Origin of the sequence: Sphingomonas sp. 8AM (assembly GCF_902506455.1) — a bacterium.
GTDB lineage: Bacteria > Pseudomonadota > Alphaproteobacteria > Sphingomonadales > Sphingomonadaceae > Sphingomonas.
Genome location: NZ_LR733844.1, coordinates 1,417,689 through 1,438,936, shown reverse-complemented (window position 1 = coordinate 1,438,936; position 21,248 = coordinate 1,417,689). Strand labels below are relative to the sequence as shown.

Annotated in this window: 24 protein-coding genes; 11 read left to right on the top strand and 13 right to left on the bottom strand. The window is 67.9% G+C overall.

Annotated elements, in window-relative coordinates; genetic code table 11:
• Nucleotides 1-196 precede the first annotated feature (196 nt).
• Nucleotides 197-2,455 (top strand): glycoside hydrolase family 3 N-terminal domain-containing protein, encoded by a 2,259-nt coding sequence (locus BACI71_RS07035; RefSeq protein ID WP_159756827.1) that lies wholly within the window; start codon nucleotides 197-199, stop codon nucleotides 2,453-2,455.
• Between the two features lie 259 nt (nucleotides 2,456-2,714).
• Here the strand turns inward: BACI71_RS07035 and BACI71_RS18235 are convergent.
• Both BACI71_RS18235 and BACI71_RS07025 read right to left on the bottom strand, forming a co-directional pair.
• On the bottom strand, nucleotides 2,715-2,883 hold a 169-nt coding region (locus BACI71_RS18235; RefSeq protein ID WP_443018499.1), incomplete at its 3' end, for an efflux RND transporter permease subunit.
• A 10-nt stretch (nucleotides 2,884-2,893) separates the two neighbouring features.
• Entirely contained in the window at nucleotides 2,894-3,979 is a 1,086-nt protein-coding gene (locus BACI71_RS07025; RefSeq protein ID WP_159756822.1) for an efflux RND transporter periplasmic adaptor subunit, read from the bottom strand.
• 50 nt (nucleotides 3,980-4,029) lie between these two features.
• Here BACI71_RS07025 and BACI71_RS07020 point away from each other — a divergent pair, with 50 nt between their 5' ends.
• The 3 genes from BACI71_RS07020 to BACI71_RS07010 all read left to right on the top strand — a co-directional run bounded on the left by BACI71_RS07020 (nucleotide 4,030) and on the right by BACI71_RS07010 (nucleotide 7,160).
• Nucleotides 4,030-4,683, top strand: coding sequence for a winged helix-turn-helix domain-containing protein (locus BACI71_RS07020; RefSeq protein WP_159756819.1), 654 nt, complete (start codon nucleotides 4,030-4,032; stop codon nucleotides 4,681-4,683).
• Entirely contained in the window at nucleotides 4,680-6,014 is a 1,335-nt protein-coding gene (locus BACI71_RS07015) for a sensor histidine kinase (RefSeq protein ID WP_159756816.1), read from the top strand. The genes BACI71_RS07020 and BACI71_RS07015 overlap by 4 nt, the downstream gene beginning before the upstream one ends.
• Before the next feature lie 126 nt (nucleotides 6,015-6,140).
• On the top strand, nucleotides 6,141-7,160 hold the full coding sequence (locus tag BACI71_RS07010; RefSeq protein ID WP_159756813.1) for an oxidoreductase: 1,020 nt from the start codon (nucleotides 6,141-6,143) through the stop codon (nucleotides 7,158-7,160).
• 294 nt (nucleotides 7,161-7,454) lie between these two features.
• Here BACI71_RS07010 and BACI71_RS07005 read toward each other — a convergent pair whose 3' ends face one another.
• From BACI71_RS07005 to BACI71_RS06980, 6 genes are all read right to left on the bottom strand, one after another.
• The gene (locus tag BACI71_RS07005; RefSeq protein WP_201297321.1) at nucleotides 7,455-8,063 is read right to left on the bottom strand and encodes a hypothetical protein; all 609 of its coding nucleotides are present in this window, start codon (nucleotides 8,061-8,063) and stop codon (nucleotides 7,455-7,457) included.
• 13 nt (nucleotides 8,064-8,076) lie between these two features.
• The gene (locus tag BACI71_RS07000; RefSeq protein WP_159756810.1) at nucleotides 8,077-9,225 is read right to left on the bottom strand and encodes a zinc-dependent alcohol dehydrogenase; all 1,149 of its coding nucleotides are present in this window, start codon (nucleotides 9,223-9,225) and stop codon (nucleotides 8,077-8,079) included.
• 316 nt (nucleotides 9,226-9,541) lie between these two features.
• Entirely contained in the window at nucleotides 9,542-9,721 is a 180-nt protein-coding gene (locus tag BACI71_RS06995; protein WP_159756807.1) for a hypothetical protein, read from the bottom strand.
• 1 nt (nucleotide 9,722) lies between these two features.
• Nucleotides 9,723-9,956: a hypothetical protein gene (locus BACI71_RS06990; protein ID WP_159756804.1), complete on the bottom strand. Its 234-nt coding sequence runs from the start codon at nucleotides 9,954-9,956 to the stop codon at nucleotides 9,723-9,725.
• Between the two features lie 142 nt (nucleotides 9,957-10,098).
• Complete coding sequence (locus BACI71_RS06985) at nucleotides 10,099-10,623, bottom strand: hypothetical protein (protein ID WP_159756801.1); 525 nt, start codon at nucleotides 10,621-10,623, stop codon at nucleotides 10,099-10,101.
• A 9-nt stretch (nucleotides 10,624-10,632) separates the two neighbouring features.
• Nucleotides 10,633-10,836 carry a hypothetical protein gene (locus tag BACI71_RS06980; RefSeq protein ID WP_159756798.1) on the bottom strand — a complete coding sequence of 68 codons (204 nt, stop codon included), beginning with the start codon at nucleotides 10,834-10,836 and terminating at the stop codon, nucleotides 10,633-10,635.
• Nucleotides 10,837-11,044: 208 nt separating this feature from the next.
• Between BACI71_RS06980 and BACI71_RS06975 the strand changes: the two genes are divergently transcribed.
• Nucleotides 11,045-11,326, top strand: coding sequence for a DUF427 domain-containing protein (locus BACI71_RS06975; RefSeq protein WP_159756795.1), 282 nt, complete (start codon nucleotides 11,045-11,047; stop codon nucleotides 11,324-11,326).
• A gap of 36 nt (nucleotides 11,327-11,362) precedes the next feature.
• On the opposite strand, the gene BACI71_RS06970 is transcribed toward BACI71_RS06975, so the two are convergent.
• Genes BACI71_RS06970 through BACI71_RS06960 form a run of 3 tightly spaced genes read right to left on the bottom strand, consistent with a single transcriptional unit; the run spans nucleotide 11,363 to nucleotide 13,958 of the window.
• Nucleotides 11,363-13,273, bottom strand: coding sequence for an NPCBM/NEW2 domain-containing protein (locus BACI71_RS06970; protein ID WP_159756792.1), 1,911 nt, complete (start codon nucleotides 13,271-13,273; stop codon nucleotides 11,363-11,365).
• On the bottom strand, nucleotides 13,270-13,464 hold the full coding sequence (locus tag BACI71_RS06965) for a hypothetical protein (RefSeq protein ID WP_159756789.1): 195 nt from the start codon (nucleotides 13,462-13,464) through the stop codon (nucleotides 13,270-13,272). Before BACI71_RS06965 ends, BACI71_RS06970 begins: the two co-directional genes overlap by 4 nt.
• 47 nt (nucleotides 13,465-13,511) lie before the next feature.
• Nucleotides 13,512-13,958 (bottom strand): response regulator, encoded by a 447-nt coding sequence (locus BACI71_RS06960; RefSeq protein ID WP_159756786.1) that lies wholly within the window; start codon nucleotides 13,956-13,958, stop codon nucleotides 13,512-13,514.
• Between the two features lie 355 nt (nucleotides 13,959-14,313).
• Here BACI71_RS06960 and BACI71_RS06955 point away from each other — a divergent pair, with 355 nt between their 5' ends.
• The 6 genes from BACI71_RS06955 (at nucleotide 14,314) to BACI71_RS06935 (ending at nucleotide 19,470) form a co-directional block, all read left to right on the top strand.
• A complete protein-coding gene (locus BACI71_RS06955) occupies nucleotides 14,314-14,484 on the top strand; it encodes a hypothetical protein (protein WP_159756783.1) in 171 nt (56 codons plus the stop codon).
• A gap of 5 nt (nucleotides 14,485-14,489) precedes the next feature.
• On the top strand, nucleotides 14,490-16,247 hold the full coding sequence (locus tag BACI71_RS06950) for a hypothetical protein (RefSeq protein WP_236552873.1): 1,758 nt from the start codon (nucleotides 14,490-14,492) through the stop codon (nucleotides 16,245-16,247).
• A gap of 189 nt (nucleotides 16,248-16,436) precedes the next feature.
• The gene (locus BACI71_RS17885; protein WP_236552872.1) at nucleotides 16,437-16,733 is read left to right on the top strand and encodes a hypothetical protein; all 297 of its coding nucleotides are present in this window, start codon (nucleotides 16,437-16,439) and stop codon (nucleotides 16,731-16,733) included.
• 1 nt (nucleotide 16,734) lies between these two features.
• Nucleotides 16,735-17,451, top strand: a complete 717-nt coding sequence (locus BACI71_RS06945) for an SDR family oxidoreductase (protein WP_159756780.1) — start codon at nucleotides 16,735-16,737, stop codon at nucleotides 17,449-17,451.
• The gene (locus BACI71_RS06940; protein WP_159756777.1) at nucleotides 17,448-18,416 is read left to right on the top strand and encodes a lactonase family protein; all 969 of its coding nucleotides are present in this window, start codon (nucleotides 17,448-17,450) and stop codon (nucleotides 18,414-18,416) included. The genes BACI71_RS06945 and BACI71_RS06940 overlap by 4 nt, the downstream gene beginning before the upstream one ends.
• A gap of 1 nt (nucleotide 18,417) precedes the next feature.
• Nucleotides 18,418-19,470, top strand: a complete 1,053-nt coding sequence (locus tag BACI71_RS06935) for a zinc-dependent alcohol dehydrogenase (protein ID WP_159756774.1) — start codon at nucleotides 18,418-18,420, stop codon at nucleotides 19,468-19,470.
• A 231-nt stretch (nucleotides 19,471-19,701) separates the two neighbouring features.
• Here the strand turns inward: BACI71_RS06935 and BACI71_RS06930 are convergent, their stop codons facing one another.
• Both BACI71_RS06930 and BACI71_RS06925 read right to left on the bottom strand, forming a co-directional pair.
• Nucleotides 19,702-19,908, bottom strand: coding sequence for a helix-hairpin-helix domain-containing protein (locus tag BACI71_RS06930; RefSeq protein ID WP_236552871.1), 207 nt, complete (start codon nucleotides 19,906-19,908; stop codon nucleotides 19,702-19,704).
• 29 nt (nucleotides 19,909-19,937) lie between these two features.
• Nucleotides 19,938-21,125, bottom strand: coding sequence for a DUF2252 family protein (locus tag BACI71_RS06925; RefSeq protein ID WP_159756771.1), 1,188 nt, complete (start codon nucleotides 21,123-21,125; stop codon nucleotides 19,938-19,940).
• Nucleotides 21,126-21,248 lie beyond the last annotated feature (123 nt).

Here is a 21,248-nt window from a genome sequence, read left to right as displayed (position 1 = left end):
CGCAGCGAAGCAATCCAGGGCGTCCTGGTCCGACACTGGATTGCTTCGCTGCGCTCGCAATGACGAAGGGGCGGGGTCGCCGTTGTATGACGCAAAACCTCCGCCCGTCGCCTCGGCTCAAGGCCGGGGCGACGGGTGGAGGTGGCGCGGCCTCACGGCGTGGATGACGCGCGGACGAAGCGGGAAAGGGAGCAGGATGAACGGACACGACCGGCGGATCACACGGCGCGCATGGCTGGCCGGCGCGGGCGCGGCGCTGGCATGGTCGGCGAGCCCGGCGCGCGCCTTGCTCGCCACCGTTGCTGCGCGCCCCCTCCCCGCTTCGGTCGAGGCGCTGATCCCGCGGATGACGCTCACCGAAAAGGCCGGGCAGCTCAACCTGCTCGCCGCCGCCTGGGCGGGCGGCGCGGCGATCTCGCTCAATCCGGCCGGCGCGGCGTCCAGCTTCGACGCGCAACTGAAGATGGTCCGCCGCGGTGAACTGACCGGCGTGTTCAACGGCAATGGCGCGGAAATGGCGCGGCGGATGCAGACCGAGGCGGTGCGCCGCTCGCGGCTGAAGATCCCGCTGCTGTTCGCCGCCGATGTCATCCACGGGCTTCGCACCGTCTTCCCGGTGCCGCTCGCCGAGGCGGCCAGCTTCGACCCCGAGCTTGCGCGCCGCACCGCGCGCGCCGCGGCGGTCGAGGCGTCGGCGTCAGGGATCGACTGGACCTTCGCGCCGATGGTCGACATCGCCCGTGACGCGCGCTGGGGGCGCGCGGTCGAGGGATCGGGCGAGGACGTGCTGCTCGGCCGGTTGATGGCGGCGGCGCGGGTCGAGGGCTTCCAGGGCAGCGGCATCGCCGCGCCGGACGCGGTCGCGGCCTGCGCGAAGCATTTCGTCGCTTATGGCGCTGGCGAGGACGGGCTCGATTACAACAGTGTCGACATGTCGGAGCGTACACTCCGCGACATCTATTTCCCGCCGTTCCAGGCGGCGTTCGCGGCCGGCGCGCCGACGGTGATGGCGTCGTTCAACGACCTCTCGGGCGTGCCCGCGACCGCCAATCCGTGGCTGCTCGACACGATCCTGCGCAAGGAATGGGGGTTCGGCGGGCTGGTCGTCTCCGATTACACCGGCGACGAGGAGCTGATCGCGCACGGACTGGCGGAGGACGGTCGCGTCGCCGCGCGGCTCGCCTTCCTCGCCGGGGTCGATATGTCGATGCAGAGCGGGCTGTACCTCAAGTACCTCCCCGACCTCGTCGAAAAGGGCGAGGTGCCGCTGGCGCGGCTCGACGAGGCGGTGCGCCGCGTGCTCGCGCTCAAGGTCGCGCTCGGGCTGTTCGACGACCCGTTCCGCCGCATCGATCCCGCGCGTGAAAAGGCGCGGTTGCGCACGCCGGAGACGCTGGCGCTCGCGCGCGAGGCGGGCGCGCGCAGCATCGTCATGCTCCGCAACGACGGCGCGCTGCTCCCCCTGCCCCGCTCGGGGCGCAAGATCGCGCTGATCGGCCCGTTCGCGGGCGGTGGCCACGACCTGATCGGCCCGTGGAACGTCTACGGCACCGATCGCGAGGCGGTCGACCTCGAAACCGCGGTGCGCGCGATCGCGCCCGGCACGACCATCGACGACGGCAGCGACGTGGCACGCGCGGTCGCCGCGGCGCGCGCGGCCGATGTGGTGGTGCTCGCGATCGGCGAGACACAGAACATGTCGGGCGAGGCGCAGTCGCGCACCGCGATCGTCGTTCCGCCCGAACAACAGGCGCTCGCCGAGGCGATCGCCGCGACCGGCAAGCCCTATGTCGTGCTGCTGCGCACCGGCCGCGCGCTCGCGCTGGCCGGCGCGGTGGCGAAGGCGCCCGCATTGCTGGTGACGTGGTTCCTCGGCTCGCAGGACGGCCCGGCGATCGCCGACGTGCTGTTCGGCGCGGTGTCACCCGCGGCGCGGCTGCCGGTGTCCTTCCCGCGCGCCAGCGGGCAGGTGCCCTATTATTACGCTCACCGCAGCACCGGCCGCCCCAACCCGGCCGGCGCGCTCCAGCCGTACAAGACGCACTTCCGCGAGGTGCCGAACAGCGCGCTGTTCGCGTTCGGCCACGGCCTGACCTATGGCGAGATCGGCTATGCGGACCTGCGGCTGAGCGCGAAGACGCTGACCGACGCCGCCCCGCTGACGATCCGCGCGACGATCGCCAACACCGGCCGCGTCGCGGCGACCGAGGTGGTGCAGCTCTACGTCCACGATGTCGTCGCCAGCGTGACGCAGCCGGTGCGCGTCATGAAGGCGTTCACCCGCGTCACGCTCGCGCCCGGCGAGCGCCGGACGGTCGAGTTCACGCTCACCCGCGCCGATCTCGCCTTCACGGGCCGCGACCTCAAGCCGACCACCGAACCCGGCGCCTTCCGCCTGTGGGTCGCGCCCTCCGCTGAAGCCGAGGGGCTGACGGGGACGTTCATGCTGGCGTGAGGGGGAGCCCCTTAACCGTCGCCCCGGACTTGATCCGGGCCCCGCTTCTTCTTGGCGACAAGGAAAGAAGAAGCGGGATCCCGGATCAAGTCCGGGATGACGGCTTGAGGCGGCGGTGGATGTCGATCCGCCCTAGGCCGGATCGACATTCAGGATTCCCAAACGCCGTGAAGGCTGATTCATAGGCATCCGTGTCGAGGCTCGGAGCGAGTGATGGGGATTAAGCGGTACGAGTTGAGCGAGGCGCAATGGTCGCGGNTCATGCCCGGGGCCTTGAGGATGATCTTGACCTGCGTCTGCGCGATATCGGGATAGGCGTCGACCGGCAGGGTCGCGAACGCCCATGCGCCCAGCGCCGCCGTCACGATCGACAGCGCCAGCACGAGCAGGCGATAGGAGAGCGACCACGCGGCCAGGGCACGAAGCATCGGTCCGCCCTCAGTTCGCCGCGAGGGCCTTGAGCTCGCTCGTCCCGGCGACGGCGACCTGTTCCCCGGCCTTCACGCCCGCGGTGAGCACGGTGCGGCCCCCCGCCGCGCCCGCGCTGGTAACCGCGCGGCGCTCGACGCCTTTTGGCGTGCGCACGAACACGACCGGCCGCCCGTCGATGATGACGACCGCGGCGCTCGGCACCGCGACCGCCGTGCCATCGGCGGGCTTCAGCAGCGTGGCGGTCGTGGCGCGGCCGGCGACGAGCCCCGGCGCGGCGGGAATCCGCGCACGCAGCAGCGCGGAGCGCGTCTCCGCCTCGACCGTCGCGCCGACGCTGGTGACGGTGCCGGAGACGCCGTCCAGCAGCACCGTCATTCCCGGCTTGATCGTGCCGATCAGCCGCTCGGGCAATTGCGCGGTGACTTCGTAGCGGCCCGCGGCGTCGATCACGAACGGCGCGCTCGCGCCGTCGACGGGCATGCCGGTCTGCACGCTCGCCTTGGTGATCGTGCCCGCGATCGGCGCGGTCAGCGTATAGCTGCCACCGCTGCGCCCGGCGTTGATCAGCGCCAGCGTGCGGCGCTGTTCGCCCAGCTCCGCCTCCGCCTCGCGCCGCGACGCCGCGGCTTCGTCCGCCCGGCTGCCGGCGATCACGCCCTCGCGCGCGAGCTGGTCGAGCCGGCGGGCGTTGAGCCGCGATACGCTCGCCCGCGCCGACGCCTGTTCCATCCCCGCCTGCATCGTCAGCACGTCGCGGCTGGCGATCACCGCGAGCGGCTGTCCGGCGCGAACCTGCTGACCCTCGACGACCATCGTGCGCGTTACGACGCCGGGGATCGTCGCGGCGACCGCCACGCGCGCATTGGGCGGCGGGGCGATCGTCGCGGGCACTTCGGCGACCGGCACCTCGGTGGCGCTCTCGGCGCTGGCGAACCGGATATCGAGCCGCGCGATTTGCGCGGCGCCCAGCCCGATCGTGCCGGGCGCCGTCGTGGGCGTGGGCGTGGGGGCCGGCGCCGGCGCCTCGCCGCCCGAACAGCCGGCGAGCAGCGCTGCGAACAGCGGCGACAGCGGAAGGTGCGTCTTGGTCACATCCGTCTCTCTATATGGCGAACCTGCCAAAATGCTGTCAGAGGATCGCGATGCGCATCCTGATGGTCGAGGACGAGGCGGAACTGGCGCGGCGCACGATCGCCAGCCTGTCCCGCGCCGGGATCACCGGCGAGTGGCTGGCGAGCGCCGAGGATGCGGCAGGCTTCGTCGACGACGGTTTCAACGCGCTGATCGTCGATCTCGGCCTGCCCGGCATCAGCGGGCTCGAGCTCGTCCGGCTGTTGCGACGGCGCGGCGCGACGGTGCCGATCCTGATCCTCACCGCGCGCGGCAGCTGGGAGGAGAAGGTCGAGGGTCTCAACGCGGGGGCGGACGATTTCCTTGTCAAGCCAGTGCGGGCGGAAGAGCTGATCGCCCGCCTCCACGCGCTGGCGCGGCGCGCGGCGGGGCATCATGTTGCGCGGCTGGCGGACGGCGCGCTGGCGCTCGACACCGGCACGCGCGAGGCGTGGCTGGACGGCGCGCCGGTCGAGCTGACGCGCAACGAATTCCGCCTGCTCCGCGCCTTCCTGCTCGAGCCGGGCCGCACCCTTTCACGCGACGCGATCCTCGACCGGCTCTATGCCCTGGAGGCGGAACGCGATCCCAATACGGTGGAGGTGCTGGTCGGTCGCCTGCGCCGCAAGATCGGTCGCGACCGCATCGCCACGGTGCGCGGCTTCGGCTACCGGCTGCTGCCATGAGCCCGCGCGCGCCCAGCCTGCGCTTCCGTTTCGCGATCGCCTCGCTGCTGTGGGTCGGGCTGGGGACGCTGGTGGCGGGCTTCGTCATCAGCGGGCTGTACGGCCGGCATGTCACCCATACGTTCGTCAGCGACCTGGCCAATCACCTCGACGAGTTGACGAGCCTCACCGAACCCGGCCCGGACGGCCGCCCGGTGCTCGATCGTCCGCTCTCGGACCCGCGCTTCCAGCATCCCCGCTCCGGCTTCTACTGGCAGGTGGAGCGTGGCGGGAAGCCAATGCTCACCTCCGCCTCGCTGGCCGGCCACCACCTCATCACCGCGCGCAACGAAGCCCCGGACGTCCCGATATGGACCCGCGACCATCAGGAACGCCTCCTGCGCATCGACCGTCCCGGCGCGGGCGGGCTGCTCTTCTCGATCACCGCTTCCGGCCGCGTGCTCGACGCCGAATTGCGCGCGTTCGACAGCGACCTCACCCTTTCGCTCGGCGCGTTTGCCGCGCTGATGCTGGTCGGCGCGGCGCTGCAGGTCCGCTACGGGCTGCGCCCCACCCAGCGCCTCGCCGGCTGGATCGACGAGCTGCGCCGCGGCGACCGCGACCGGCTTCCCGACGCGGTGCCGCGCGAATTCGCCGGCATCGTCGGGCGGCTGAACGAACTGATCGAGGCGCAGGCGGTGCTGGTCGCAAGGGCACGGGTGGAGGCCGGCAACCTCGGCCACAATCTGCGCACCCCGCTGGCACTGGTGACCAGCGAGGCGGAACAGCTCGCGCAATCCGGTCAGGCCGACGCCGCGGCGTTCATTCTCGACCAGTGCGACCGCATGCAGCGCCAGATCGACTATCAGATGAAGCGCGCCGCGGCGGCCGGCGGACGCGGCACCGGCATCGTCGCCGATCTGGCGCTGTTCACCGCCGGGATCGTTGAGGCGATGCGCCGGCTGCATGCCGGACGTGACGTGGCCATCATCAACGCTGTGCCGTCGCGGATCGCGGTTCCGTGCGACCCGGGCGACCTGTCCGAAATCCTGTCGAACCTGATCGACAATGCCTGCAAATGGGCACGCGAGACGGTCCGGATCACGGCACGGGTCGAGGCGGCGTGGATCGAGATCGTCATCGCTGACGACGGCCCGGGGATTCCTGACGAGGCGCGCGACCGTGTCCTCGGCGTGGGCGTACGTCTCGACGAGACGAAGCCGGGCACGGGACTGGGGCTGGCGGTTTCACGCGATATCGCCGGCCTGTATGGCGGCACGCTGGACCTGGGCTTCAACGAGAAGGGTTCCGGATTACAGGCGATTGTTCGTGTTCCGATCGCCCGATCGTAGGGAGACGCGCGACGCAAGGCGCGTTCCGCCATGCGTTCGCCGTCGACATTCCGATCGTCGATCGCCTATCCGGACCACGCTGCGGTGGTCAGGACGCGTTTCTCGGGAACAGGGGTATCAGGCCGGATGATCGGAGTTGGGCTGATCGGCTATGGCCTCGGCGGGCGGGCCTTTCACGCCCCGTATGTCGCGGCGTCGCCCGCGCTGACGCTGCGTGGCATCGTCTCCCGTGATCCTGCGAAGGTTCATGCCGATTTTCCGGAGGTACGGGTCGTCCCGGAGGTGAGCACGCTCCTTGCCGACCCCGCCATCGACCTGGTGATCGTATCCAGCCCCGATGCGCTGCATGTCGCGCACGCGCTCGCGGCACTCGCGGCGGACAAGCACGTCCTCGTCGACAAGCCGTTCGCGACATCCGTCGACGATGCTCGCCGGCTGGTGGAGGCCAGCGAACGCTCCGGTCGCTTGCTGACCGTGTTCCACAATCGCCGATGGGACGCCGATTTTCGCACCCTTCAGGCGCTGCTTGCCGATGGCCGCCTTGGTGCCGTGGCAACGATGGAAAGCCGCTTCGATCGCTGGCGACCCGCTCCGGCCGACACCTGGAAAGAGGCACGTCCGGGCGGATCGTGGATCGATCTGGGTCCACATCTCGTCGATCAGGTGCTGGTGCTGTTCGGACGGCCGCTCGCGATCAGCGCCGACATTGCCACGCTGCGCGCGGGCGCACAGGGCCCGGACTATTTCCAGGCGACGCTGCGATATGCCGACAAGCGGGTGACGGTTCATTCCAGCAAGCTGGTTGCGGCGCATGACCTGCGCTTCGCCGTCCACGGCACGGGCGGCAGCTGGATCAAATACGGCATCGATCCGCAGGAGGCGGCAACGGTGGCGGGCCGCAAACCGGAAGGCGACGCGTGGGGCCACGATCCGGTGGACGGGCTGCTGACACCGGCGGACCTCGGCAAGGCCCCCACCCGCATTCCGAACAGGAACGGCGATTATCGCCTGTTCTGGTCGGCGCTTGCGGCGGCGATCCGTGGAGAGGGGCCGAACCCGGTGCCGCCCCGCGAAGCGCTCGCCGTCATGGACGTACTGGATGCGGGCGCCCGAAGCGCCGCGACCCGCCGCGAGGCCCTGCTCTAGCGACGCGGCTGCGCGTCCGACCGTCGACCGCGAACGACGATCGGGGTCCGTCCCGATCGCTGGCTGGTGAGCGACGGTGCGCGCCGGCGCCAGGCTGGGTACGTGATGGAACACGATGTTGCGGACGGGATCGCGGACCGGCAGCCTGTTCAGGTCCTTGGCGCGCGGCGTCCAGGCTATCCGGGGTGCCGCCGCTCTTATCCCGACCGCCGCGTCACGCCTGCGCTGCGGGCGTTGATCGGGGCGCGGCGCACGTGACACTGGCACATGCGGCGTTTCCACGCTGCCCCACCATCATCCGGGTTGCGTATGCCCTGCGCGGTCATGCCCCGACGTTCGGAGGTTCTCCGTCAACGCCGTCTCACCGACATCGCCCGTTATCGAGCGACGCTCCGGCGCCGGGCTGACGTCGGGCGCGGCGGTCCTTCTGGCACGGACGATCAGAACCGCCCCCAGCGATGCCGCGGCGACCGCGCCGATCCTGGCGAGCAATCCCGCACGATTGTGCTTCCACTCGGCGCGCAGCCCCATCTCCGCGGGGATGTTCGGGACGGCTCCCTCGCGCAGGTCGTCGAGCACGCCTTCCACCACGTTGATGCGGTCCGCCCCCATCAACAACAACCAATGCCACCAGTCGGACTCGCTGCGGCGGAAGGCGTAGCGGCGCAGCATTCCGCTGAGTCCGCTCGGCGGCGTCGACGTGCCGACCACCGCCGGCAAGCGGTTGTGCTCGATCGAACGGAGGATCTCGACATCGGGCCGCTGAAGCGCGGGCCGGCTCCACGCCAGACCACGCGTCTTCTGATCCTCAATATGGCGGATCGGGTACGTCGGATCGTTTTGCGGGTCGGCGTCGACCCCCCAGCCGGGCACCGTGGCCGGATCGATCAAGGCCTTGCTCATCATCGTGCTCCTTTCACGCGCCGTTCGGCAGCAGGACGGGCTTGATGCAGCCATCCAGCTTCGCGGAGAACAAATGGTACGCATCCGCGACATCGGCGAGCGGCACGCGGTGCGTGATCATCGCTTTCGGATCGATGTGGCCGACCCGGATATGCTCGATCAGCCGTGGCAGCAGGCGCTTCACCGACGCCTGATTGGCGCGCATGGTGATGCCCTTGTTCACGACGTTTCCGATCGGAATGATGTTGCCGGTCGGGCCATAAACGCCGACGATCGAGACGATCCCGCCCTTCTTCACCGAGTTGATCGCCCAGTGCAGCGCGATCGCATTGCCGGCCTCGAGCTTGAATTTGGTGCCGAGCAGCGTCTGGAGCGCGTTTCCCGCGGCGTCGCCGCCGACCGCGTCGATGCAGACATCGGCCCCCAGCGAGTCCGTCTGCTTCTTGAGGAAGACGACGACGTCGTCGATCTCCCGGAAATTGTAGACCTCGGCCGGTCCGAAGGTGCGGGCGAATTCCAGCCGGTAGTCGAGGTGATCGATCACGATCACGCGACCCGCCCCGAACAGCCACGCCGACCGCGCCGCCATCAGCCCGACCGGGCCGGCCCCGAACACCACCACGGTGTCGCCCTTCTGGATACCGCCCATCTCTGCGGCCTGATAGCCGGTCGGCACGACGTCGGTGAGCAGCACGGCGTCATCCGGGTCCATCCAGTCGGGGATGACCATCGGGCCGACATCGGCATAGGGAACGCGAACATATTGCGCCTGCCCGCCATCATAGCCGCCGGCGGTGTGCGAATAGCCGAAGATGCCGCCGACCGCGGTCGCCTGCGCATTGGACTCATGACAATTGCCGAACAGCCCCTGCTGGCAGAAGTGACACTTGCCGCAGGCGATATTGAACGGCACCAGGACGTGATCGCTCACCTTCAGATGGTGGACCTCCGGTCCGACCTCCTCGACGATCCCGCAGAACTCATGCCCGAAGGTCATGCCGACCCGCGTGTCGGGAACCATGCCGTGATACAGGTGAAGGTCCGATCCGCAGATGCAGGACCGGGTGACGCGGACGATCGCGTCTTCCGGATGCAGCAGCGCGGGCATCGGCTTTTCTTCGAGCCGAACGCGATACGGTCCGCGATAATTCATCGCCAGCATGTGCGTTTGCCCTTTCCGGAGAACCCGGCTGCGTAATGATTGACAGCAACGGGTCAAACACTTCGCAGATTGATGGTTCCGGAAAGAAGACCTTGATCTCAGGCAATGAGCCCGATCGCTCTACTTTAGATTAGCATGATACATCGTTGTGGCGGGGCAACGGGTCGCTCCGCGAAAGCGTCATCATGCGGGAGCAAGGGTGCTGGCAACGATCTGGTGGATGCCGATACTGATCACAGTATCAAGGCGGAGGGCATTTCCGCCTCGATCGAAACAGCAGCCTGCCCGGGCAGATCTGGACGTTTCCGCCGGCGCCTCAGCCGTCTTCGCAAGTATTGACGACGTCGAGTCGATCACCCGACAGACGATATCGGTTGGAATCGAGAAGAGCGTCGTCGTAAAGCTTTTTGACGTTCAGGCTCAGCTTGACCACCGCAAGGCAGATCAGGGCGGCAAAAGCCAGGTACATGATCTCCCCGGTGTTCGATAACGTCACGTCAGCCCTTTCGAAAGCCGGCGATCCCGTTCTTCGAATGGCGGCGCAGCCACGGCGGGGTTTGCGCCGCCGGCTCCGCCGTCTGTCGAAGCGTTTCGATCTCCGACCGCAAGCTGGCGACCAGCATTGCCAATGTTGTAACGGCCGTTTCATGCTCACTTAATGAGTTAGCAGTGGCAGGATTTGCCTGCGCGTCCGTCAACGTCACGGAATTTTCATTTGCGTTGGTTGCCATGATCTTTCCAAATCCAAAAATGGACTAGAACAATGGCTTACCATCATCGCAAATGTGACGTACATTAATTTTCAGACATCTATGCCGCGGGGAACGCTGGCGCACCTTCGGGGGGCACGAAGCGACGGTGCGGCGCCTGCGCTTATCGGAACTCGGCCCAGACCGAATGGCCGCGCTTGACCAGCGCCGCGACGATCCAGCCGTGCGCGAAGTGCGTCTCGTGCGCCGGGTTCCTCTTCGCACCGTTCGCCTCGTCCCAGAACCGCACCAGCAGCGTCCGCTCGGCGAGGAAGGGTCGCAACACGCGCAGCGCCAGCCGAACGGCGGGCGTCGCGACATCCTGCTGGTTCGCGCGACATGCGGCGTCCTTCAGCACCGTCAGCGCCAGGTTGATGACCAATGTGTCGGCGCGGCGCGCGCGCAATTCGCGATCGGTGCCGCCAAACGGGATGATGCCGACCTTGATTCCGGTCCGCTCCGGCGCGCAGTTCCAGCACCACACGTCGTGCAGGAACACGCCCCAGTCCAGCGACCGGCGCTGGAAGCTGCGCTCGCGGATCAATTCCTCGAGGTCGTGGACCTTGATCGTCGCGCAGGCGTCGCAGGTGAGGCTGATCGCGCCATGAACTTTCCGGACGTCGTAGAGCGTCTTGGGCTGACCGACCACATTCGCGGATCAGGCGAGCGCCGGCAGCGGCAGTTGCTCGCCGCGGACCAGCAGCACCGCCCGCGCCTGGAGCGCGGCGTCGACCGCCTGGCGGTAATGCACGGTGGTGCAGCGCTCCGCCTCGTCAAAGCCGGTCGGCGACCAGTCATCGCTGGGATAACAGGCGTCGTAGATCGCGCGCGCCGCCGCACGCAGCAGGAGGTCGTGCTCCATGCCAGGCTCCTTCCATGTCGATGCGCCGTCGGTCGGCGATGCGGCAGGCTACGCCGATTGCCGCTTGATTCGCAAGAACATTACCGGAACATTTGTTTGCGGGCTTCGATCCGGCGGCCGGTGGACGCGCACTGCCGCCCCGGTCCAACCTGCGCCCTTGACGGGCGCGACCGCCGCCACGACCTTCGGACCTCGATGGAGATGTGCAATGGTCGAAGCGCGGTGGAACGGGGCGGTGATCGCCCGCAGTGACGAGACCGTCATCGTGGAAGGGAACCACTATTTCCCGGCCGAGGCGGTCGACGCGGCGGTGCTGAAGCCGAGCGGCACGACGACGATCTGCCCGTGGAAGGGCACCGCGCATTATTACGGCCTCTGCGTCGGCGACGCGATCAACCCCGACGCGGCGTGGTATTATCCGGATCCCAAGCCCGAAGCGGAGCAGATCCGCGGCCGCATCGCCTTCTGGAAAGGCGTGACGATCGACTGACCGGCCCCGCCCGGACCGCGCCGGCGGCGCGGCGGCCTATCGTCGCAGCAGCGCCGCCTCGGCCCAGGTGGTCGGCAGCGGGACCCCGCCGGCGCCGTCACTACGCGTGACGAGTTCGATGATCCTGACACCGGTCACGTCCGCGGTGATCTCCTGCCCCGCGTCGCCCCATGTCATCGCCCGGCGCGACGCCAGCAACTTGCCGTCGCCATAGACCGCGAACGTCGCCGCGCGTCTGGTATCGCGCGCCGAGTCGTTGACGCCGACTATCGCCCGAAAGCGGCGATACCCCTGATTGCGCACCTCGAGCCGGGAGTTCGCCAGAACGCCCACGCCCGTGTCGAAGCGCACGCCGTTGATCGCGAGCGCCTCGCCGTAGGGCGCGCGATCGGCCTGCACGCCGCCCCAGCCGGCGTAGATCGGTCCCTCGCCGCTGCCCCTCGTACCTTGCCAGCCGGTCGCCGAGCGGTGGATCATCGGGTCGGGCGTCGGCTCGGCCACGCCGTCGACCGCCGGATTGACGTTGCCGGGCTGCTCGGACAGATAAAGCCCGTCGGTCAGGACGCGCTTGCCCGTCGCCCGGAACAGCAGCGTCTGGTGGCCAGCGATCCTGAAGGTTGACCCCTTGCGAAGGCGGCGCGTGCCGCCGTTCCACAGGTCGACGAGGTTCACGTCGGCATCGTCACGGAACTTCATCTGCGCAGCGGTCAGGTCGACGTTCAGCGCCGCCGCGGTGCGGTTGAAGATCGCCACCGCCTTCTCGCCGCCGGCGAGCGTCTTGACGAAGATCTGCACGTCGTCGCTGTCAAAGGCGACCACCGCCTGATGGCCGCCGGCATCCTGATCGAGCGCGATCACCTGCGCATTCCCGAACACGTCGAGCAGCGGTTTCGGTGCCTGCCGCAGATCCATGCCGATCATCAGCGGCGCGTTGATCATCGCCCACATCGACATGTGCGAGCGCGCCTCGGTCAGATGTTCGGTGTCGAAGTCGCCTTTGCCGATGAACAGCATGTCAGGGTCGTTCCACGATCCCGGATGGGCGTAGAACGCCCGCTTCGCCGCGCTGTCGAAATTGGTCAGCATCCGGCCCCAGGTCGGATTGATATCGTCGCTGGTGCGCGAAATGTTGCCGACGTTCTTCCCCCACGACCGGACGTCGGCCGCGCCCCAGATGCACAGCGACAGCAGATAGTCGCCATCGGGGTTCTCGCGGACCAATGCGGCGTTGATCTGACCGAACAGCGCCTGCACGGCGGGGATGTCCGAGCGATTGACGAAATCCATGTTCAGGATCGGCGGCAGCGCGCGATACTGGCCGGATCTGACCTTCGCGGCATCGGCGCCATAGGCGCGCAGCCCGCAGCCATCGACCTTGATGAAGTCGAAGCCCCAGGTGGCGAAGAACAGCGCGATGTCCTGATCGATATGCCCGTAAAGGCCGATCTCGCGTTCCGGCACCGATCCCCTGGGCAGGTCGGTGTCGTCGGACGAATAGGCCTGTGAACAGGTGTTGCGGCCGAGATCGGAGTAGATGCCGGCCTTGAGCCCCATGCCGTGCAGCTGGTCGGTCAGCGGACGGAAGGAAGCGTCGCCGCCGGGGCGTTGCGTGATCGGAAAGCGGCCCGGCCGGATGATGAGCGCCCCGTCGCGCACGCGGCGCTGCAGCGCCCAGCCATCGTCGATGTTGACGTAGCGATAGCCCTTGGCCGCCAGCCCGTCACGGACCAGCGCGCGTGCCGCCCCCAGGATCTTGTCCTCGTCGATATCGGTCGCGAACGCGTTCCAGCTGCTCCACCCCATCGGCGGCGTGGCGGCGCGTCCGGCGGTATAGGCGCTCCACCGGCCCGTGGCGGCAAGCGGCTCGTCGGCCGCCTGCGCGCCGGTCGCGAGGACGGACGCCATGACGGCGAGCGCCGGACCGATGATCACCTTGCTGAACGTCATGCCATTCCTCTCCACCATGCGCGGCGCCGACGGCCGCGCGACGTTTCCAGCACGACTACAACGCCACGGGGCGGGATGGAAAGGCCGGGCAGCGGCACCGGCGGCAGCGTCACCGCGACGCTGCGATCCGCCGTCATCGCGATGTCGTCATCGGGCCAGCGCGGCGCGATGTCCGCGTCGTCACCGACCATTGCGGTATCCCGCTTCCGGGAGCGTGATGCGCAGGCGGATTACCGGTTCAGTCCGCCGGCCCTTCGGTGCCCCGCCCCCATGCCCCGGGATCTGGAAAACGCCCCGGCTGAACGGCAACGGCCTCGATCACCTCATTATAGATCACGGGCTTCTGCAGGCACGGCGTGTCCGCAAGGTCGCGCGGTACGATCGACGGGTCATAGCCGGTCAGGATGATGCTTTGAACCTGCTGGCCTTTCAGCTCGCGAACGATATCGAAGCGGGCACCGGACCCGTCCAGATTCAGATCCAGAACGGCATGGGAGGGCTTGAACTCCTCGATCATCCGCATCGCATCGTCGGCACTCGGGACGGGCCCGAGGACGATGGCACCGGCGTCCCTCAGCGCCTCGGCCGTATCGGCGGCGATAAAGTATTCATCCTCTACCACAAGGACGACGCAACCTGCCAGTTTGCGTTCCATCGCATCTACCCTGTCCGTGACGTTCGTCATTATCACACGTCTGAAATCATGATCGTAACAACAAAGGATAGGCGCCTTGATCGCGATCAAGACTTTCTCTGCTTGCTCAGGCCTGATCGAAAACATGCTGCTGCAGCAATATGCCGGCGATCCATGATGCGAGGACACGAGCGTCGCCGCGCCGATAGCAACCGACGCGATCTGGATCGTGCAGACCCGCAACCAGGCCTTGTCGCAACGACACTCGCCCGGCACACAAATAAAGCAGATTCTGTCGTCCCGGGGTGAACACAGAATAGGCTGCTTCGTTTAGCGGCATACCGATAAACAACGAACCGCTGGCAGATCAGTAATTCAGGTAAGGATCATAGTAATGGAGGCAGCGTTGAAGCCGCTCGACCGCCAAGTCATTGTCATTCGGGAAGCCGGCAGTGGCGCGCGACTTGGTACCGCGAAACTGGCGGCAGGGGCCGGCGTCACCATTCCGGCGATGAAAGCTGGCACCGATGTGCTGACCATCATGTCGCTGCGACGGCGCGCAGCGGCGGCGGAGTAAGCGCGGTGGCGACACGGACGACGGAGAGCGTGAAACTGGCCGAGAGCATCCCGGGTGTCAGCGCCTATGTGCTGGCGTTGCGCGGCGAGTTGCAGAACGGCGGGATGAAGCGGATCGAGCGTCTCCGGCTCGGCGATCTGACCGTCGAGGTCTGTCGCAGCGGGGATTCGATCTGGGTGCTGGTGCGACGCCCCGGCAAAGGCGGCCTCGCCGTGCGGGCCGCCTTTGTGCCCGACGGGGACATGACGATCCGCAAGGTCCCCGCCGAACCCGGCGAGGCGCTGCGGCTGGATGTCGAGGGAACGATCGGCCGCCACGTCATCGCGCTGCGCACCAGCGAGGCGGACCTGCACCGGATGCAACTGGCGGTGTGGCTGATCCCGGCCGCGCCGTTGCTGATCCCCTTCCACCCGCGCGACCTGTACGTGCTCGACGCCGACGACGATCCGACCGGCGCCAACGGCACCGTCGAGGCGGCGCAGCGCGGCGTGAACGGCGGGCTGATCTACTTCCGCTGCGACGATCCGGCGTTCGGAAGCGTGCTGTATCTCCAGAACCTGACGCGATTGAACGACTATTACCGCGCCACGCATACCGTGCCCGACGCCGCGGTCGGCGGCGAATGGCCGGAGCTGGGCTATCTGCTCCCCACCCCGCCGCAAAGCGGCACGCCGCCGACGCATCCGCTGCCCGCGGGCGAGCCGGTGATGCTCAGCAACCCGATCATCGTGTTCCGCGACGGCGCCGCCGACAATGAGCTGGAGATGGCGCGGCAGTTCCTCCAGATGCTCGGGCTCGCGTATCAGGCACTGCCGCTGCCGCGCGTCGACTATCGCGACTGGATCGACCGCGCCGACCGGACGATCGCCGATCTCGAAAACGCGCCACAGGCCACCGTCCGCCATTATGGCCATACCTATGTCATGCCCTACCCGGACGGCGAATATCCCGACGTGATGGTGCAGATGTCGGTGCTCGCCGCACTCCACGATTACGGGCGCTGGCGCGGCGAGCCGCTGCCGCTCGAAGCGGAATTGCGACGCGGGCTGGCGCGCTTCTACGATGACGAGCTGAAGGTTGTGCGGCGGTATCTGCCCAATGTCGGCGACGACAAGGATGCCGATGCGATCGACAGCTGGTATCTCTATCATCCGCTGCTCAACATGGCGCGAATGGCGCTGGACGGCGACGAAACGTGCCGTGACCTGCTGTTCAGGTCGATCGACTATGGCATCCGTGCGGCGCGGCATTTCCATTATGCGTGGCCGATCATGTACGATATCCGCGACTTCTCGGTGAAGACGCAGGCGCGCAACGACGATCGCTTCGGGCAGACCGACGTCGGCGGCATCTACGCGCAATTGATGCTGTTCTGCTATCAGCTGACCGACGACCAGACCTATCTGCACGAGGCGCGCGCCGCGATCGATGCCGCGGTCGGGATGCGCTTCAACCTCGAATATCAGGCGAACCTGACCGCATGGGGTGCGGCGGCGTGTCTGCGGCTGTGGCGGATCACGAACGAGGAACGGTATCGCGGGCAAAGCTACGTCTATCTCGCCAGCTTCTTCCACAATTGCGAATTGTGGGAATCGGAGATCGGCCACGCGCAACATTATCGCACCTTCCTCGGCGCGACCTGTCTGCATGACGCACCGTATATGGCGATCTACGAATGTTTCGACAGCTTCACCGCATTCGAGGCGTATCTCTCCGACAGCGGCCCCGATCTGGAGCCCGCCGCGCGGATGCTGATCGGCTAATATTGCAGATATGCGCTCGACCGGGCGTGGTATTATTATCCCGACGCGCTGCCGGCCGAGGCAATCGCCGGGCCGCCGCATCAAAGCGGCGTCATCAATCCCAAACTCTCGTTCCCGCTCGAGGACCTGTACGGCGACGGACAGCAGGCCGGACAGGTCGGGCAGGAAATCTATGGCGCCGGCGCGGCGATGGTCTTTGCGTCGCGGGCCTTCCACCATGTCGAGGACGCGCCCTTCCGGCTGTTCTGCAACCTGTTCGTCCGTGCGATCGAGCGCACCGGCGAGCGCGCGCTGACGCTGGTGCTCGACGGCGGCGAGACGTGCCACGCCGATCTGTCGCTGGTGCGGCTCAAGCGCAGGCGGTTGCCGGAGGCGACGCTGACCAGCGCGCACGGTGACCGGCTGCGCCCGCATCACGCCGACAAGGATCGCCTCGACTTCCGCGTGCCCGCCAGCGGCCGCCTGATCCTGCAATGGAGCGAATGAGATGAAGGGCAAGCGGATCATCGTCACCGGCGGCACCACCGGCATCGGCCGCGCCACCATCGCGCTGCTCGCCGGTCAGGGCGCACGGATCGTCACGGTCGGGCGCGACCCCGATGCGCTCAAGGAAGCGCTCGACGGCTTCGCCGCTCTTCCCGGCGAGGTGCACGGGGTCAGCGCCGACCTCGGCACGCCCGAGGGTATCGAGACGCTGTTCGCCGCGGCCGACGCGCAGCTCGGCGGGCTCGACGCTCTGGTGTCGAACGCCGCGCTCGGTGCCGAGCCGATCGACGAAATGCCTGACGCCGACTGGCGCTACGTCGTCGCGGTCAACCTGACGGGGGCGATGGCGGCGGCACGCGGCGCGCTGGCGCGGCTCAAGGACGGCGGACAGATCGTGATGGTCGGCTCGATCAGCGCCTCGATCCATGCGCCGGGCGAGAGCGTCTATTCCGCGACCAAGGCCGGCATACGCGCCTTCGTCGAGACGCTCCGCAAGGAGGTCGCACCGCGCGGCATCCGCGTCGGCGTGGTCGAACCGGGCACCACCGGCAGCGACATGCAGGCAGCCTCGCCGGACGAACAAGACCAGCAGATCGCGCGCGACGAGATGCTGCGCGCCGAGGATGTCGCGGAGGCGATCGCGTTCCTGCTCGACCGGCCGGCGCGCGTCGACATCGTCTCGTTGCGGATCGAGCCACGGCTTCAGGAATTGCCATGACGCGCGTGCTGGTCGGCACCTATGCGGCGAGCGGCGGAGCGGGGCTGCTCCCGATCACGCGTGCGGCGGACGGGCGCTGGACGCCGGGCGCGCCGCTGTCGCATGTCCGCAACGCATCGTGGATCGTGGCATCGGATCGTCACGGCCTGCGCTTTGCGGTCGACGAGGTCGCCAACGAAGTCGCGGTCTATCGGGGCGATGACTGGACGAGGATCGCGGCGGTTCCCTCCGGCGGCAGCGCGCCGTGTCATCTCGCGCTCTCGCCCGACCACCGCAACCTGGCCGTCGCCAATTACGGCAGCGGCAGCGTCACGCGGCTCGCGCTCGGCGCCGACGGCCTGCCGCAGGGCGCGGAGACGTGGAGCGGAGCGGGACGCGGCCCCGACGCGGACCGGCAGGCAGGCCCGCACGCACATTGGGTCGGCTTCGCACCCGACGGCACGGTGATTCACGTCGATCTCGGCGCCGACCGGATCATGACCGGCGACCGCGCGCTCTATGCCGCCCCGCCCGGATCGGGGCCGCGCCACCTCGCGCGCCATCCCGCCGCGCCGCTCGCCTATCTCGTCAGCGAGCTGGCCTCGACGCTGACCGTCCTCGACACCGGCGATCCACAATGGCGCGCGACGGAAATCGTCTCGACGCTGCCGGCCGACGCCGGCCGCGACAGCCTCGGTGGCGAGATCGTGCTCGATGCGGCGGCCGGACGACTGTACGTCAGCAACCGCGGCCACGACAGCATCGCCACCTTCGCGCTCGACGACCCTGCGCAGCCGCGCCTGCTGCGCCATGTCGCCAGCGGCGGCGCATCACCGCGTTTCATCCTCCCGGTCGGCGACGACCTGCTCGTCGCGCATGAGGAGCACGGCGGCGTGACGGTGCTCGCCGCGAAGGACGGATATGTACGCCAGCGGCTCGACGTGCCCGGCGCGGCCTTTCTGCTGATCGACGACAACGGAGCGTGACATGCGCGCAGCCTTGAAGACCGAAGACGGCCGGTTCGAACTGGCGGAGATCGAGACGCCGGAACTGCCCGCCGACGACTGGGTGCGGATGCGCGTGCGGGTTGCCGGGATCTGCGGCACCGATCTGCGCCACTGGAAGAAGCCCGATCCGCATCTCGCCTGCCATGTCGTGGGCCACGAACTCGCCGGCGAGATCGTCGCGGTCGGCGATGCGGTAAAACAGTTCACCGTTGGTGACCGGGTGGTGGTGGAGACGGTGCTGGGCTGCGGAAAGTGCGACTGGTGCCGCGCACGCCGCTATAATCTCTGCCCGGATCTGTACCCCACGCGCACCAAGAGCGTCTCGCGCGCCTATGCGGAATATGTCGTCGGCCCCCAGCACAAATTCTACCACCTCCCCGATCACGTCGGCTTCGACGATGCGGCGCTGGTCGACACTTACTCGGTATGCCTGCACGCGCATCATCTGTCCGGCGTGACGATCGGCGACCGCGTGGCGGTGATCGGCGCCGGGCCGATCGGGCTCGGGCAGTTGATGCTCGCCAAGGCGGCAGGCGCGGCGGTGATCGTCGTCGACAAGGTCGCGCATTCGCTGGACATTGCACGACGCCTCGGCGCGGACGCGGTGATCGACGCGGGCGACGGCGATCCGGTCGCGGCGGTGCAGGCCTTCGCGCGCGGTCAGGGCGCGGACGTGGTTTTCGAGTGCGTCGGGGGCGCGGCGATGCCGACCACGCTGCCGCAGGCGACGAAAATGGCGCGGCGCGGCGGGACCGTCGTGATCGTCGGCGGCTTTGACGAGGGCGAGATCGCGATCCCATTGGAATGGCAGCGCATTCAGATGTCGGAGATCCGGCTGCTCCCCAGCGCCAGCTTCGCGTTGCACGACATCCGCCCCGAGGAGGCCGAGGTGCTCGACCTGATCGCGCGCGGCGTGCTGAAGACGCAGGAACTGATCACGCACCGCGTCCCGCTCGACCGGATCAACGAGGCGTTCGACACCGCCGACGACAAGCCGCGCACCGGCGCGATCTTCGTCGCGATCGAGGTGTGAACGATATCATCCGCGCAAACGCCGATCGACTAGCGCACGCGCACCCGCGCCAGGACGCGGCGTGGCTGCAGCGCACGGCAGATGTTGGCGACCGCGGCCAGGGTGAACAACGATCCGATAGCGTAACCGGCGAGGACGATCATACAAGCGCTCCGACCTGACGAGGCCCGCCCTGCATACGTCGTCGTGGTTAATTTCCTGCCACCGCAACACCGACGGCCGGTCGCGTCGTCACGCTTCCCCGACGGTCAGCGCAGCGCGACCATCATCCGCTTTGCCGGCGAGACCGGGCACCTCATCAAGCTGGCGCAGATCGGTGAAGCGCCCGCGTTCGCCACGATAGCGGACAATCTCGAACCCGTGCCCTTTGAGACCGGGGACGGCGTCCAGCTCTTCCGCGGAGGCGGTGTTGACGTCGACCAGAGGAACGTCGCTCATCGAATTCTCTCTTCCTTGATGCGGCCCGGTCAGGCGGCGAGTGCGTAACGGCGACAATGTTCGAGGTACCCGGTTTCGTGCTGACCCGCGAGCGCCACGACGCTTTCCCACAACCATGACGGCGCATCGATCGCGCCCCGCCGGTCCGCATCGAGGACGTCGATCCATGCGCCGCGCGTCGCTGCGTCCATCTGCCGGGCATGTGCCCTGCCGACCACGAAGGCGAGATAGCGCGCCGAGCGCACGGCCTGCGCATGATTGAACTGGTCGATCTCGATTTTCAGGTCCTGCGGCGCCAGCTCCCGGATGAAGAGCGAGCGATCGAGCAGGCGGACTGCCATCATCCGCGTGCCCAGATGCGGTGACAGCGCGCGCGCGGCCGCCACGACGCGCTCGCCATTGTCGGCCGGCATCTCCGCCGTCGCGCCGGTTGGGGCGATCGGGTCGACAGCTTCCTTCAGATCGATCAGCGCGTAGGACCATCGGCCCTTGCTCGTCTTCAGGGCGACGATGGCGGCGTATCGCAACAGCCCGAGCGAACTGCACCCCTTCATCCAATAAGCGGCATCGACCAGCCGTACCTCGCGGTCGGCGGGTTTGCCTTTCAGCGACAGCACCATGTGGGCGACCTGCGGGTCCTCGAACAACGCCGTCAGCGCCGCCCGCTCCTCGTCGGCCAATGCCCAGAACTTCTTCCCCAGCCGGATACGCGGTTCGACCGCGTCGAGACGTTCCCTGGCGAGATGACGCCACCGCCGCCCCAGCGCCTCCCGCTTGATGCTACGCACGACCTCCGGTTCGACGCCCGGATCGCCGCTGGTCGGATCATGGATCGCCGCCGCATAGCCCTCGACCATCTCCTCGATCATCCGCGCGGTCGTGACGCCCGGCAGGTCCGAGCCACGCGCGGCGGTGGCGAGCGACAGACCCAGCCGGATCAGGTCGTGCGCGGGATTGCCGATGACGGCCTGGTCGAGGTCGCGGATCTGGATCTCGACCCGCCCGTCGCCATTGGCGATCGGGCCGAGATTGCCGAGATGACAGTCGCCGCATATCCAGACTGCCGGCCCGTCGGGAACCCGGGCCGCGACGGACGAACCGGCAAGCCACTCGTAGAATTTCGCAGTGTTGCCGCGGACATAGGCATGAGCAGAACGGGCCATCTTTAGTGCGCGACTGGCATCGAGAACGGGGAGACGATCGGCAGGCAACGGCATCAACGGGCAACCTCGATTTTCTATCTAGGTCATCAACGCATTTTGCCGGACTTGGTAACGAAAGATTGCTCCTGACCAAGGTTAGCCAACAGGTCGCCGGCACGCGCGCGCAGCGTTGATGAT

Excerpts from the sequence above, each read along its gene's own strand:
- BACI71_RS07035 (WP_159756827.1), top strand. The coding sequence starts at position 197 with ATGAACGGACACGACCGGCGGATCACACGGCGCGCATGGCTGGCCGGC.
- BACI71_RS06960 (WP_159756786.1), bottom strand. The coding sequence starts at position 13,958 with ATGACGAACGTCACGGACAGGGTAGATGCGATGGAACGCAAACTGGCA.
- BACI71_RS07000 (WP_159756810.1), bottom strand. The coding sequence starts at position 9,225 with ATGCTGGCGATGAATTATCGCGGACCGTATCGCGTTCGGCTCGAAGAA.
- BACI71_RS06975 (WP_159756795.1), top strand. The coding sequence starts at position 11,045 with ATGGTCGAAGCGCGGTGGAACGGGGCGGTGATCGCCCGCAGTGACGAG.
- BACI71_RS07010 (WP_159756813.1), top strand. The coding sequence starts at position 6,141 with ATGATCGGAGTTGGGCTGATCGGCTATGGCCTCGGCGGGCGGGCCTTT.
- BACI71_RS06970 (WP_159756792.1), bottom strand. The coding sequence starts at position 13,273 with ATGACGTTCAGCAAGGTGATCATCGGTCCGGCGCTCGCCGTCATGGCG.
- BACI71_RS06990 (WP_159756804.1), bottom strand. The coding sequence starts at position 9,956 with ATGGCAACCAACGCAAATGAAAATTCCGTGACGTTGACGGACGCGCAG.
- BACI71_RS07020 (WP_159756819.1), top strand. The coding sequence starts at position 4,030 with ATGCGCATCCTGATGGTCGAGGACGAGGCGGAACTGGCGCGGCGCACG.
- BACI71_RS06935 (WP_159756774.1), top strand. The coding sequence starts at position 18,418 with ATGCGCGCAGCCTTGAAGACCGAAGACGGCCGGTTCGAACTGGCGGAG.
- BACI71_RS06925 (WP_159756771.1), bottom strand. The coding sequence starts at position 21,125 with ATGCCGTTGCCTGCCGATCGTCTCCCCGTTCTCGATGCCAGTCGCGCA.
- BACI71_RS06930 (WP_236552871.1), bottom strand. The coding sequence starts at position 19,908 with ATGAGCGACGTTCCTCTGGTCGACGTCAACACCGCCTCCGCGGAAGAG.
- BACI71_RS06965 (WP_159756789.1), bottom strand. The coding sequence starts at position 13,464 with ATGGTCGGTGACGACGCGGACATCGCGCCGCGCTGGCCCGATGACGAC.
- BACI71_RS17885 (WP_236552872.1), top strand. The coding sequence starts at position 16,437 with ATGGTCTTTGCGTCGCGGGCCTTCCACCATGTCGAGGACGCGCCCTTC.
- BACI71_RS06940 (WP_159756777.1), top strand. The coding sequence starts at position 17,448 with ATGACGCGCGTGCTGGTCGGCACCTATGCGGCGAGCGGCGGAGCGGGG.
- BACI71_RS06945 (WP_159756780.1), top strand. The coding sequence starts at position 16,735 with ATGAAGGGCAAGCGGATCATCGTCACCGGCGGCACCACCGGCATCGGC.
- BACI71_RS07005 (WP_201297321.1), bottom strand. The coding sequence starts at position 8,063 with ATGAGCAAGGCCTTGATCGATCCGGCCACGGTGCCCGGCTGGGGGGTC.
- BACI71_RS06980 (WP_159756798.1), bottom strand. The coding sequence starts at position 10,836 with ATGGAGCACGACCTCCTGCTGCGTGCGGCGGCGCGCGCGATCTACGAC.
- BACI71_RS07015 (WP_159756816.1), top strand. The coding sequence starts at position 4,680 with ATGAGCCCGCGCGCGCCCAGCCTGCGCTTCCGTTTCGCGATCGCCTCG.